The sequence below is a fragment of the Oerskovia sp. NPDC060287 genome (assembly GCF_042726775.1).
GTDB lineage: Bacteria > Actinomycetota > Actinomycetes > Actinomycetales > Cellulomonadaceae > Oerskovia > Oerskovia merdavium.
Genome location: NZ_JBHXBO010000114.1, coordinates 1 through 13,060 on the forward strand (window position 1 = coordinate 1; position 13,060 = coordinate 13,060).

Consider the following 13,060-nt stretch of genomic DNA (forward strand, 5'->3'; position numbering starts at 1 on the left):
GCATCAGGCCGACCGCCCCGGGCGCACGGTGGGGTCAGTCGCGCGACATCGCGGCTGCCAGGTGCGCCTCGAGGTCGAGGTAGGCGTCGTCGGCGATGTCGAAGACGACCTGAGCGATCTCGCCGCCCGTGAAGTCGAACCCGTAGCCGTACAACGACGAGACGGGGTCCGCGCTGTCGCGCCCGATCGTCAGGCCCTCGCCGCAGAGCGAGAAGTGCCCCAGGATCGTCCGGATGCGCTTCTCCCCGACCTGCTGGTCGTCGATGTAGAGCTTGACCGGGCCCACGCCCTCGCGGTTCTCGCCCATGCCCTCCTTGATGAACTCGACGCCGATGATGTGCTTGCCCGAGGTCGGCACAGGCGCCGAGACGCGGTCCTCGGGCGGGATGCCCAGGAAGTTGTACACGTAGTGCACCTGGCCGTCCTTGATGACGAGCGCGTGCCCGCCGAATCGCGACCCGTGGGCGAAGATCACGCCCTGCGAGTCGGGCGTGAGCTCGACCTCGGCCGCGATCTTGTACGAGACGCCGTGCGTGTTGGCCGCAGAGCGCTCGGGCACCTCGGACGTGCCCGGGTAGTAGACGAACCGACCGCTCGGCGGAGCGGGCTGGTGGAACTCCATGGCGACGAAGGTCTCGAAGTCCTTGGGGTTGCCGATGATCTGCAGGTCGTTGAGGGGCAGGACGTCGTTCTTCTCGGCCTCCTCGAGCCACAACGCCTTGAGCTCCTCGAGCTTCTCCGGGTGCTGCGCCGCCAGGTCCTGCGACTCCGAACGGTCGACCTCGGTGTGGTAGAGCTCCCACACGTCGTCGTCGAAGTGCCCCTTGCCGCTCACCGGACCGTGCACCGTGACGGCCTTCCAGCCCTCGTGCCAGATCCCTCGCTGGCCGAACATCTCGTAGTACTGCGTCTGCTTGTTCGTCGGCGCGTCGGGGGCGGCGCCGAAGGACGGCACCATGGAGACGCCGGAGAGCGGGGTCTGCTCGACACCGTTGTACGTGCTGGGGAACTCGACGCCGCAGGCCTCGAGGATCGTGGGCACGATGTCGGTCGAGTGGTGGTACTGGTGGCGGACCTCGCCCTTGGCCGCGATGCCCGCAGGCCAGTGGATGACCAGGGGGTCGGCGACCCCGCCCTGGTAGGTGTAGCGCTTGAACATCTTGTACGGCGTCGAGAACGCGGCCGCCCACCCGGTCGGGTAGTGGTTGTACGTGTCGGGGGTGCCGAGCTTGTCGACCATGGTGAGGTTCTGCGCCTCGTCGTCGGGGTAGCCGCCGAAGATCTTGCCCTCGTTGACCGAGCCGTTCGGGCTGCCCTCCCCGGAGGCGCCGTTGTCGGCGCAGTACACGATGATCGTGTTCTCGAGCTGACCGGACTCCTCGAGGTAGTCGACCACGCGACCGACCTGCGCGTCGGTGTACTCGCTGAACCCGGCGAACACCTCGGCCATCCGGGAGAACATGTGCTTCTCCTCGTCGTTCAGCGACGCCCATGGCCGTACCTCGTCCGTCGGGGAGAACGTTCCGTCGGGCATGGGGTTGAGCTCGGTGAGCGCCGTGCCCTCGGGCAGGATGCCCCGCTCGATCATGCGCGGCAGGACCCACTCGCGGTAGGCCTCGTACCCGTCGTCGAACTTCCCCTTGTACTTGTCGATGTACTCCTGGGGTGCGTGGTGGGGTGCGTGGTTCGCACCAGGACAGAACCACATGTACCAGGGCTTGTCGGGCTCGGTCTGCTTGACGTCCCGGATCATCTTGAGGGCCTGGTCCGCCAGGTCCTTCGACAGGTGGTACCCGTCCTCGGGCAGGTACGGCTGGTCGATGTAGTGGTTGTCCTCGGCGAGCGACGGGTACCAGTTGTTGGTCTCCCCGCCGATGAAGCCGTAGAAGCGGTCGTACCCCTGGGCCAGCGGCCAGTTCTTCTTCGAGGCCCCCGCGGTCCACTCGTCGATCGGCACGTTGTGGTTCTTGCCGACCCAGAAGGTCGACCAGCCGGCGTCCCGCAGGACGTGCGCCATGGTCGCGTTCGACGGGGGGATGTGGGAGTTGTACCCCGGGAACCCCGTGGAGGACTCCGAGATCGTCGCGAAGCCGTTGAGGTGGTGGTTGCGGCCGGTCAGGAACGTCGAGCGCGTCGGCGAGCACAGCGCCGTCGTGTGCCACTGCGAGTACGTGAGGCCGTCGCGGGCGAGGCGGTCCATGGTCGGCATGCTGATCCGCCCGCCGTAGGGCGACCACGACGCCATGCCCGTGTCGTCGTACAGCACGACGAGCACGTTGGGCGCACCCGCCGGTGCCTTGGGCGGGAGGAACGCATCCCAGTCCGGGGTCGAGTCCCGGACGTCCAGGTTGATCTCCCCGCTGAACGGCTTCTTCGTCATGTCGCCTCCGTGTCGTCGCTGGTCCGGAGGGTGGCACGCGAGGCCGGGCGCCGGACCGGATGGTCGAGTCGTGCGGTACGTCGAGGTACTGCAGGAGCGGACGTGCAAGGGCCGTCGGCGTCCGCGCCGTGGCCCCGGTCACTCACGCTAGGCCTGGACGGGCGACCGCGCTCGGCGAGCGGCCGGGTGAGCTCGTGTCCCAGGGTGCGTCCGCATTTTTCGGGAACGTCGGGCGTCCGCTAGCGTGACCCGGCCAGCCAGCCCAGGGAGATCACGTGCCGACCGACCAGGTCAACCGCAACCTCGTCTACGTCTTCGACGTCTCCGGAGGCGACCCCGCGCTCCTGGACGACGAGACGACCGTCCGCACCTGCATCTCCCGGGTCGTCGACCGTGCGGGGCTCACCCCGCTCGGTGAGACCTCGCACCGGTTCGCCCCCCAGGGGTTCAGCATGGCGACGCTCCTGGCCGAGTCCCACCTCGCGGTCCACACGTGGCCCGAGGAAGGGACCGCCTACCTGACCCTCACGACGTGCCGCGCTCCGTCGTCGGGCACCTTCGAGGAGGACACGCGCAGCCTGCTGCGCGAGACCTTCTCCGCCGCAGGCGTGACCGTCCGGACCCTCCTCTGATGGCGCCCCGACCCAAGGCGCGCATGACGCTCGGCAAGCACCTGATCGGCGCGCCGCCGTGGCGCTCGCTGCCGCAGGGCGTCGTCGTCTACGGCGAGCAGGACCCCAGCGACGGCGTCACGTACTACTGGGAGGAGTGGGAGGTCCTCGGGTACGAGAACCTCGACTTCTGGGTCGAGTACGACCACTACACCAAGGCCGTGACCCTCTACCGCCCGGCCGAGAGCGCCGAGCACCTCGACCCCTCGCGCCTGCGCAAGGGGCAGGTCGTCAACGTCACCCTGAGCGGCCGGACCTACCGGACCACGGTCACCGAGGCGGGCGTCGGGACCATCCGGTCGCTCGACGGGTCGTTCACGTACGACCTGACGGTCGGGCAGCCCGTCGCCTACGCCGAGCTGCGCACGAACGACATGGTGCTCTCGCTCGAGAAGTTCGACGACCGCATCATCGACCTCTACCACGGCACCGTCCTGGACGTCGCGGGGCAGAAGGCCCACTTCGGCAAGCGCGTCGCGCCGCGGAACGTCTCGGTCAAGCTCGTCGGCGCGTTCCTCGCGATCGGGGTCCTCGCAACGATGCTCTTCAGCTCGTGCGGCCCGCGTGACGACACCTACTGCACGCCGCGTTCCGTCGAGCAGGCCGCGCCGTCGGACCAGGTCGTCTCCCAGGACGACGACCAGACCTGCTACCGCCGCTCGGTCTACGGCGGCGGTGGCGGCGGCCTCGGCAAGTAACCGGGCCCGCACACCGCCCGGCGCCTGGCGCGCCGGTCCCCAGACCTTCAGCACGACCCGTCCTCACCGACCCGCCGACCACCTGGAGCAACCATGAGCATCCTCGACCAGCTGCGCCTCGACGCCTTCCTGTCCACGATCGTCTACTCGGTCCTGGGCATCGTCCTGCTCGTCCTGACGATCGTGATCGTCAACTACCTGTTCAAGCTCAACCTGCACCGCGAGCTCGTCGACGAGCACAACACGGCCTTCGGGATCATGATCGCCGGGCTGGCCATCGCCATCGGGATCATCATCGCGGGGACGATCCTCTCCTGACCGTGGCCGGCGAGACGCAGACGGAGACCGCGCCGCTCACCGGGGGCGAGCCCCCCTCGGGCGAGCCGCCCTCGGGCGCCGCCCCGCTCCCGGGCGCCGCCCCGCTCCCGGGCGCAGCGCTGCCGTCGGGCCGCAGCATGGACAAGCCGACCGTGTTCGCGGCCGCGCTGCTCGTCGCGGTCGGCGGGATCATCTACGAGCTGATCCTCGGCACGGCCGCCTCCTACCTGTTCGGCGACTCGGTCGTCGCGTTCTCCGTCGCGACGGGCCTGACGCTGTTCGGCATGGGGATCGGGTCGCTGCTCGCGACGCGCCTGGCCACGAACCCGGGCCTGAACTTCGTGCGCAACGAGGTCGCGCTCGCCCTCCTGGGCGGAAGCTCGGTCCTGATCCTCTACGCGGCGTTCAGCATGACCCAGGTGTACTGGCTGGTCTTCGTGCTGCTCTCGCTCGCGATCGGCGTGGGGATCGGCGTCGAGATCCCGCTGCTCGTCGCGCTGCTCAAGGAGCACGGGCGCGACGAGTCGGTCGGCCTGCTGTCGAAGGTGCTCGCGGTCGACTACTTCGGGGCGCTCGCCGCGTCGCTGCTCTTCCCGTTCGTCATGCTCCCGTACCTGGGGCTCATGCGGACGGCGTACGCGGTCGCGCTGCTCAACGTGCTGGTCGCGGTGTTCATGCTGCGGCGAATGGGGCGGCGCACGCGCTGGACCTGGTTCAGCTGGGTCACGGTGGTGTTCCTCGTGGTGTGCTTCGCAGCGTCGAGCGCGATCGAGGGTGCGATCAACACGCGGCTCTACCAGGACCCGGTGGTCCACTACGAGTCGACGTCCTACCAGAAGCTCGTACTGACGACTTTCGGCGACGACGTCCGGCTCTACCTGAGCGACCAGCTCCAGTTCTCGTCGGTCGACGAGGCGAGGTACCACGAGACGCTCGCGCACTCGACGCTCACGTCGGTCGCCGCGCCCGCGTCCGTGGCGATCCTCGGGGGAGGGGACGGGCTGCTCGCGCGCGAGGTCCTGCGCTACCCGAGCGTCCAGGAGGTCACGGTCGTGGACCTCGACCCCGCCGTGACCGAGCTCGCGCGGACCGACCGGCTGGTGAGCGAGCTCAACGAGCACTCGTTCGACGACCCGCGAGTCACGGTCGTCAACGGCGACGCGTTCCGGTTCATGGACACCACGGACCAGACGTTCGACGCGGTCCTGATCGACCTGGTCGACCCGTCGAACGAGCGCATCGCCAAGCTCTACTCGACCGAGTTCTACGCCATGGTCGCGAACCGCCTGCGGCCCGGGGGCGTGTACGCGACCCAGGCGACGTCGTCGTACTTCACGCCGAACGCCTACTGGCAGGTCGCGGCGACCGTCCGCGCGGGCTCACCGGGACGGACCGTGGTGCCGCTGTCGGTCAACGTGCCGTCGTTCGGGGAGTGGGGGTTCGTCCTGTCGCTCCCGGCCGCGCCGGGGCAGGGTGAGGCTGCCGGGGCTCTGGGGCCCGACGGCGGAGCGCGCCTCTTCGGCGCCACGCCCCTCCCGGAGGGGCTGCGCTTCCACACGCTCGACTCGCTGCGGGCCACCGCGACGCTCGCGGGTGACCACCCGGGACCCGAGGTCGAGATGAAGCCCTCGACGTTGCTCTCGCCCCTGATCTACCGGACGTACCAGCAGGACATGTCGCGCTGGCGGTACTGAACCGCCGCCTGCTGCCGGTCCCTGCTACCCGCCGTTGAGTGCGGAGTTCTTGCGCGAAACGCCCGGCGTGTCGCACAAGAACTCCGCACTCAGCGGCAGTCCTGCACGTCCCCCACACGTGACACGCCCGAGTTCGAATTGTCCGGTCCTCGGCGTCTACAGTCTGCGCATGCCCTTCTCGATCCTGCCCGCCGACCTCGTGCACGCGGCCGCCGCGAGCGAACCCGACCTGGGGGGTGTCGCCGGGTGGGCCGTGTCCCTCATGGAGACGCTCGGTGTGTTCGGAGCAGGGCTCGCGATCGCGCTCGAGAACCTCTTCCCGCCCCTGCCGAGCGAGGTCATCCTGCCGCTCGCCGGGTTCACGGCGAGCCGGGGCAGCTTCAACGTCTTCGCGGCGATCGTCGCGACGACGATCGGCTCGCTCGTGGGGGCGATCGCCCTGTACTACGTGGGCGTCCTGGTGGGCCGTGAGCGCACGCGCAAGATCATCGGGTGGCTGCCTCTCGTCAAGCTCAAGGACGTCGACCGCACCGAGGCCTGGTTCCACAAGCACGGCAGCATGGCGGTGTTCTTCGGCCGCATGATCCCGATCTTCCGGAGCCTGATCTCGCTCCCGGCCGGGGTCGACCGTATGCCGCTCCCCAAGTTCGTGGTCCTGACGACCGCGGGCAGCCTCATCTGGAACAGCATCTTCGTGGGAGCGGGCTACGCGCTGGGCGAGAGCTGGCACCTCGTCGAGGAGTACGCGGGCGTCCTGCAGAAGATCGTCATCGCGGCCGTCGCGGTCGCGGTGCTCGCGTTCGTGGTGATGCGGGTCTCGAGGGCGGTCCTCGGGGGCGCGCCGCCCGCGCACGCGCGCGGCCTCGCCCCGGACGCGCCCGACGACGGCGCGCCCGTCCCCGAGGAAGGCGCGGCCCAGCGCACCAAGACCCCCACGACGACGCTCGCCCTGCCCAGGGACGTGTTCGAGCGGTCCCGGGTGGGTGCAGGGCGTCGCACGGACGGCTGAGCTGCCGGCTCGGGCGGGGCGTGCCGGTCAGTCGACTCGGTCGGGCGCCGGACCGTATCCCGCCGCTTCCGTCGGTGCCGGTGCTGGCGCCGACGACGGGTACGCGACACGCGTCGCTGCGGCCTCCCGGACCTTGCGCTCGGCCAGCACGCTCCGCAGGAGCTGGATCGTGAGCACGAGCGCCCAGATCGCCAGGACGGCCACCACGGCGATCACCACGACGTACAGAAGGATCAGCGCGGAGTAGAACCCGAGGAAGCCCATCCGGACAACGTAGTGGCCCTGGCACCTCGGTACCAGGTCGGCGCGCGGGCCCCGACGTAGGCTCGATCCGTGACCACCTCGCCCTTCGCCACCGACAACCCGCTCGACGCCCTCACCCAGGACGAGCTCCGCCGTCGGACCAGCCTCAAGTGGCGCGCCTACGCGCCTGACGTCCTGCCCCTGTGGGTCGCGGAGATGGACGTCGAGCTCGCCCCTCCCGTGATCGAGGCCGTGACGGCCGCGATGCGTACGGGGGACACGGGGTACGACTACGGCAACACCTACGCCGAGGCCCTCGCCGACCTCGCCAAGCGCCGCTGGGACTGGTCGTTCGACCCCGAGGGCACGCGCATGGTGCCCGACGTCATGCTCGGCCTCATGGAGGTCCTCAAGGTGCTCACCGGGCCGGGCGACGCGGTCGTGGTCAGCCCGCCCGTCTACCCGCCCTTCTTCGGGTTCACGCAGAACGAGGGACGCCGCATCGTCACCGCGCCGCTCACCGCGGACTTCCGGCTCGACCTCGACGCGCTCGACGCGGCGTTCGCCGACGCGACCGGCGCGACCCTCAACGGGACCGGCCCCGGCAGCGGTCGCCGCGCGGTCTACCTGCTGTGCAACCCCCACAACCCCACGGGCACGGTCCACACGCGCGCCGAGCTCGAGGGCCTCGCTGCGCTGGCCCGCCGCCACGGGGTGCGGATCGTGTCCGACGAGATCCACGCGCCGATCACCGCGCCCGGGGTGGCCTACACACCCATCGTGACAGTGGCCGGCGCCGAGGACTCGATCGCGGTCCTGTCGGCCTCCAAGGCCTGGAACCTCGCGGGCCTCAAGGCCGCGGTCGCGGTCGGCGGCCCCGAGGCAGCGGACGACCTGCGGCGGATCCCCGAGGAGGTCGTGCACGGCGTCGGGCACGTGTCCGTGATCGCGCACGTCGCGGCGCTCACCCAGGGCACCGTCTGGCTCGACGCCGTCCTGCGCGGCATCCGGCGCAACAAGCTGCTCCTCGCCGACCTCCTCGAGGAGCACCTGCCCCAGGTCCGCTACGAGCCCACCCAGGGCACCTACCTCGCGTGGCTCGACGCGTCGTCCGTCGCCGACGACCCCTACCGGTTCTTCCTCGATCGGGCCAAGGTCGCGCTCAACGACGGGCGACACTTCGGACCCGGCGGCGCCGGGCACGTGCGCCTCAACCTCGCGACCAACCAGGAGGTGCTCACCGAGGCCGTGCGCCGCATGGGGCAGGCCGCGAAGGACGCCTCGACCGGACGGTGAGCGGGGCCCGCGCCGCAGCGGCGCGGCGTCCGCGGGGATCGTGTGGAGGCTCGGGGGTGCGGTGGTGCAGGGCCGTGCCCGACGACGCCCGTCCGCGCCCGGTGGGCTAGCCTCGCTCCGGGCGACGACGCCCGGATCGCCGTTTCTGTCGGTCTCCGACCGGCACACCGTGAGGGGGAGCACGTGAGTCTCGAGCAGCAGCGCCGGAGCACGAGGTCGACCGGAGCGCGGGTACCCGTGCGGTTCGGTGCCCTCCTCCTCGTCCCCACCCTCGCGCTGGTCCTGACGGCGTGCACCGAGGACCCACCCAGTGCCGAGGACGCGGCCGAGGCGCTCGCGACCGCGATCTCCGAGGGCGACTTCGAGGGCGTCACGTTCACCCAGGCCAACATTGACGTCGCAGCCCACCGGGACGCGGTCCTCGAGCCCCTCGCGGAGGTCGAGCACACGGTCACCCTGGCCGACGTCGAGGTCGTCGCCGAGGGCGAGGACAAGGGCAAGGCGGCCACCGCGACCCTCGCGTACAGCTGGGAGGTCACCGACGCCGCCCCCTGGACCTACGAGACGACCGTCGACCTGGCGCTCCAGGAGCCCGCGAAGGGCGAGGACGGGCCCGCGAGGTGGGCCGTGGCCTGGGAGCCCGACGTCCTGGTCCCCGGTCTCGCCGACGGCGACCGGCTGGCCGTGACGCGTGTGCGTGCCGAGCGGGGGCAGATCCTCGGTGGCGACGGCGCGCCCGTCGTCGAACCGCGGCCCGTGCACCGGATCGGGGTCGACAAGATGAACCTCGACCCGGCCCGCCAGGACGCGGTCGCGCGCGAGGTCGCCGCGGCGGTCGGGATCGACGTCGAGGCGTACGCGCAGAAGGTCGCGGGCGCGGGCGACAAGGCGTTCGTCGAGGCCATCGTGGTCCGCCAGGACGACACCGCGGGCATCGACGTCGCGTCCGTCCAGGCCGTCGACGGCGCCTCGGTGATCCCCGGGACGCTCGACCTCGCGCCGACCCGCACGTTCGCGCGCGCCATCCTGGGCCGTGTCGGGGACGCGACCGCCGAGGCCGTCGAGGAGTCGGAGGGCAAGGTCGTGGCGGGGGACACGGTCGGGCTGTCGGGTCTCCAGCGGCAGTACGACGTCCAGCTGCGCGGGAACCCGGGGATCACCGTGAGCATCGTCGCGGACGGGAGCGCGGGCGAGGACACGGGCGAGGACACCGACCTGGACGGCGAGCCGGACCCCGTGGAGAACGTGACCGACGTCTTCACGGTCGATCCCGTCGCGGGAGTGCCGCTCGCCACGACGCTCCGCACCGACATGCAGGTCGCGGCCGAGTCCGTCCTGGCCGGGGTGCCCTCGGCGAGCGCGATCGTCGCGATCGAGCCCTCGACGGGCAACGTCCTGGCCGCCGCGAGCGGCCCGGGAGGGGACGGGACCTCGACCGCGACGACCGGGAAGTACGCGCCCGGCTCGACGTTCAAGGTCGCCTCGGCGCTCGCGATGCTCCGCACGGGTCTCACCCCGGAGTCGGTCGTGTCGTGCACGCCGACCCTCTCCGTGGACGGGCGCGAGTTCCAGAACGTCCCGGGCTACCCGACGTCGGCGCTCGGCGAGGTGCCCTTCCGCACCGCGTTCGCCAACTCGTGCAACACCGCGATGATCTCCCAGCGCGACGCCGTCACGCAGCAGGCCCTGCACGACGCGGCCGCGGACCTCGGCCTGGGCGTCGAGTCCGAGCTGGGCGCCCCCGCGTTCTTCGGCTCGGTGCCCGCGTCGGCCGAGGGGACCGAGCACGCCGCCTCGATCATCGGCCAGGGCAAGGTCGAGGCGTCGCCGCTCGGCATGGCGACGCTCGCCGCGAGCGTCGCGCACGGCGCACGGGTCTCGCCCGTCCTGGTCCGTCCCGAGGTGACCGCTGCTGCGAACGAGACCCCGACGCCGTCGTCGCTCACCGCGGACGAGGCCGCGACCCTGCTCAGCCTCATGCGCTCGGTCGTGACCGACGGGAGCGCGGTCGCGCTCAAGACCTTGCCCGGGGACGTCGCGGCCAAGACGGGTACGGCCCAGTACGGCGACGGCAGCCAGGCGCACGCATGGATGATCGCGATCCAGGGCGACCTCGCGGTCGCGGTGTTCGTCGAGACCGGGGACAGCGGTTCGGGCACGGCCGGGCCGCTCATGCAGGCGTTCCTGGATGCACCGAACACGGGCGAGTAGCGCGGGCTCGACGCGCTAGGCTGGCGTCTGGATACCTCATGGGGGTATGTGGCCGACCAGTGCGAGGGAACGAGACGATGACCGAGGGTGACGCGACCGACCGCGGAGGACGCACGACGCGACGCCCCCGCAGGACCGTCCCCGGCCTGACCGTCTGCCGTCTGTGCGTGGGCGAGACGCTCGGTGCGGGCGACCCGCTCCCGGGCGGACAGCTCGCCCGCGTCGAGGCGATCGCCCGCACGGGGGACGCGGGGCTGACGCTCGTCGACTGCCTCGACGCGTGCGAGCGCGGGGACGTGGTCGTCGTGCGCCCGGCACCCGAGGCGCGGGGCGAGGCGGGGCCGGTCTGGTTCGAGAGGCTGGCCGGCGACGTCGCGAGCGAGACGCTCCACGGCTGGGTGCGGGCGGGTGGGCCCGGGCGGTCGCCCGTCCCCGACGCCCTGGCCGAGCTGCGCATCGAGGCTCCCTAGCCGACCTGCGGAGAGGCCGCCTCGTCCCAGGGAACACACCCAGGGTTCGACGACGTTCCTTCCTCGGCTACTATCGGTAGCCGCGGGCGACGATCGCCCGCACCGCCGGTCCTCGGACCGGCCCGAACGGGAGTCGAATCCTTGCTGAACCGGTGGAACTTCACCGCGCGCCGTGACGTCGATCTGCGACGAGTCGCCAGCGCGCTCTGTTGTTGACCCACTGAACCGCTGGGCCCCACGGCCCGCACAGCAGTCCTCCCCACCCTCCTGACCTCGGCGTGCCCGCCGCGAGCCCGTGCTGCACGGACCCGCCCCGGTCGTGCTGCGCACGAGGCGCGCGACCCGCACGGGCCCGCGTCCTCGCGACCCCGACGTCGGGATCCTCCTTCCGCCGGGCCGGGACGACTGCACTCCCTCCCTCTCGCGATGCTCGCGATCCCTGGGCGCCCCACGCGCCCGTGACGAAGAAAGCAGAACCGTGCCCTCCTCCTCTTCCTCCTCGCAGGCCGTGGCCCCCGCCGCGCCGGATCAGTCCGCGAACGGTGCCCCCGCGCCCAAGCGCCGCCTGAAGGCGCCGTCCTTCACGGTCCAGATCCTCGTCGCGCTCGTGCTGGGCGTGCTGCTCGGCTGGGCCGCGCTCTCGATGGGTCCCGCGTCCGGTGCCGGGACCCCCGACGAGGTCCCGAACTGGCTCACGACGACCCTGTCGACGATCGGCTCGTCGTTCGTGACGCTCCTCAAGGCGATCGTCCCGCCGCTCGTCTTCACGGCGATCGTCGCGTCGATCGCGAACCTGCGGAACGTCACCAACGCCGCGCGCCTCGCAGGCCAGACGATCCTGTGGTTCGCCATCACGGCGCTCGTGTCCGTCGTGATCGGCATCGGCCTGGGCCTCGTGCTCAAGCCGGGGGCCAACACGACGCTCTCGGCGGCCGACGGCAGCGAGCCGGGCGGCTCGGGGTCCTGGCTCGACTTCCTCAACGGCTTCATCCCGAGCAACTTCCTGGGGATCGGGGCACGCACGCAGATCGAGCAGGTCGAGGGCGCCGTGAGCGGTGCGAGCACCTCGATCTCGTTCAACGTGCTCCAGATCGTCGTCATCTCGCTGATCATCGGCATCGCGGCGCTCAAGTCCGGCAAGAAGGCCGACCCGTTCCTCGCGTTCAACCGCTCGGCGCTCGCGATCATCCAGACCGTCCTGTGGTGGATCATCCGCCTCGCGCCGCTCGGCACGCTGGGCCTCATCGGCAACGCGGTCGCGACGTACGGGTGGGACCTGCTGGCCCCGCTCGCGACGTTCGCCGCCGCGATCTACATCGGCCTCGCGCTCGTGCTGTTCGTCGTCTACCCCGTGATCCTGCGGACCAACGGCCTGAAGATCACGAGCTACTTCAAGGGCGCCTGGCCCGCGATCCAGCTCGCGTTCGTGTCGCGCTCCTCGATCGGCACGCTGCCCGTGACGCAGCGCGTGACCGAGCGGAACCTCGGTGTCCCGCGCGAGTACGCGTCGTTCGCCGTGCCGCTCGCCGCGACCACCAAGATGGACGGTTGCGCCTCGATCTACCCGGCGATCTCCGCGATCTTCATCGCCCAGCTCTTCGGGATCGACCTGTCCTTCACGGACTACCTGCTCATCGCGTTCGTGTCCGTCGTGGGCTCCGCGGCGACCGCGGGCCTGACCGGCGCGATCGTCATGCTCACGCTCACGCTGTCGACGCTGGGCCTGCCGCTCGCGGGCGTGGGCCTGCTGCTCGCGATCGACCCGATCCTCGACATGGGCCGCACCGCGGTCAACGTCGCGGGCCAGGTGCTCGTGCCGACCGTCGTGGCCAAGCGTGAGGGCATCCTCGACCTCGAGCAGTACGAGGGCGTGAACGTCGAGGACCTGTTCACGGATGACGAGGGCGACTCGGCCGACGAGGCCGCCACCCCGACCGCCGCCGCGAACGCGTCCGACGAGCCTGCGGCCTCGGCCGCCGACGAGGAGCTGGTCGGGGCGCGCTGACGCCACGCCCCACCCTCCCGCCGAGTGCGGAGCAGGTGAAGTCGATGCGCCGCATCGACGACACC

The 13,060-nt window shown here is 71.1% G+C and carries 11 protein-coding genes; 9 read left to right on the forward strand and 2 right to left on the reverse strand.

Going from position 1 to position 13,060, the window contains the following annotated elements; translation table 11 throughout:
- Window positions 1–34: 34 nt before the first annotated feature.
- On the reverse strand, window positions 35–2,380 hold the full coding sequence (locus tag ACFWFR_RS11465; RefSeq protein ID WP_377623043.1) for an arylsulfatase: 2,346 nt from the start codon (window positions 2,378–2,380) through the stop codon (window positions 35–37).
- Between the two features lie 275 nt (window positions 2,381–2,655).
- Between ACFWFR_RS11465 and ACFWFR_RS11470 the strand changes: the two genes are divergently transcribed.
- The 5 genes from ACFWFR_RS11470 to ACFWFR_RS11490 all read left to right on the forward strand — a co-directional run bounded on the left by ACFWFR_RS11470 (window position 2,656) and on the right by ACFWFR_RS11490 (window position 6,770).
- On the forward strand, window positions 2,656–3,012 hold the full coding sequence (locus ACFWFR_RS11470; protein ID WP_377623044.1) for an S-adenosylmethionine decarboxylase family protein: 357 nt from the start codon (window positions 2,656–2,658) through the stop codon (window positions 3,010–3,012).
- On the forward strand, window positions 3,012–3,749 hold the full coding sequence (locus tag ACFWFR_RS11475; protein ID WP_377623045.1) for a hypothetical protein: 738 nt from the start codon (window positions 3,012–3,014) through the stop codon (window positions 3,747–3,749). Before ACFWFR_RS11470 ends, ACFWFR_RS11475 begins: the two co-directional genes overlap by 1 nt.
- 93 nt (window positions 3,750–3,842) lie before the next feature.
- Window positions 3,843–4,067 (forward strand): DUF350 domain-containing protein, encoded by a 225-nt coding sequence (locus tag ACFWFR_RS11480; RefSeq protein WP_056647350.1) that lies wholly within the window; start codon window positions 3,843–3,845, stop codon window positions 4,065–4,067.
- Between the two features lie 2 nt (window positions 4,068–4,069).
- Entirely contained in the window at window positions 4,070–5,761 is a 1,692-nt protein-coding gene (locus ACFWFR_RS11485) for a polyamine aminopropyltransferase (RefSeq protein ID WP_377623046.1), read from the forward strand.
- Window positions 5,762–5,930: 169 nt separating this feature from the next.
- The gene (locus ACFWFR_RS11490; protein WP_377623047.1) at window positions 5,931–6,770 is read left to right on the forward strand and encodes a DedA family protein; all 840 of its coding nucleotides are present in this window, start codon (window positions 5,931–5,933) and stop codon (window positions 6,768–6,770) included.
- A 27-nt stretch (window positions 6,771–6,797) separates the two neighbouring features.
- On the opposite strand, the gene ACFWFR_RS11495 is transcribed toward ACFWFR_RS11490, so the two are convergent.
- On the reverse strand, window positions 6,798–7,034 hold the full coding sequence (locus tag ACFWFR_RS11495; protein ID WP_377623048.1) for a hypothetical protein: 237 nt from the start codon (window positions 7,032–7,034) through the stop codon (window positions 6,798–6,800).
- A gap of 69 nt (window positions 7,035–7,103) precedes the next feature.
- On the opposite strand from ACFWFR_RS11495, the gene ACFWFR_RS11500 reads away from it, so the two are divergent.
- From ACFWFR_RS11500 to ACFWFR_RS11515, 4 genes are all read left to right on the forward strand, one after another.
- Window positions 7,104–8,309 carry a MalY/PatB family protein gene (locus tag ACFWFR_RS11500; protein ID WP_191805408.1) on the forward strand — a complete coding sequence of 402 codons (1,206 nt, stop codon included), beginning with the start codon at window positions 7,104–7,106 and terminating at the stop codon, window positions 8,307–8,309.
- A 183-nt stretch (window positions 8,310–8,492) separates the two neighbouring features.
- Window positions 8,493–10,520 carry a penicillin-binding transpeptidase domain-containing protein gene (locus ACFWFR_RS11505; protein ID WP_377623049.1) on the forward strand — a complete coding sequence of 676 codons (2,028 nt, stop codon included), beginning with the start codon at window positions 8,493–8,495 and terminating at the stop codon, window positions 10,518–10,520.
- Window positions 10,521–10,597: 77 nt separating this feature from the next.
- Window positions 10,598–10,990 carry a hypothetical protein gene (locus ACFWFR_RS11510; RefSeq protein ID WP_377623050.1) on the forward strand — a complete coding sequence of 131 codons (393 nt, stop codon included), beginning with the start codon at window positions 10,598–10,600 and terminating at the stop codon, window positions 10,988–10,990.
- A gap of 508 nt (window positions 10,991–11,498) precedes the next feature.
- Window positions 11,499–12,995 (forward strand): dicarboxylate/amino acid:cation symporter, encoded by a 1,497-nt coding sequence (locus ACFWFR_RS11515; RefSeq protein WP_377623051.1) that lies wholly within the window; start codon window positions 11,499–11,501, stop codon window positions 12,993–12,995.
- The last annotated feature ends 65 nt before the right edge of the window (window positions 12,996–13,060 follow it).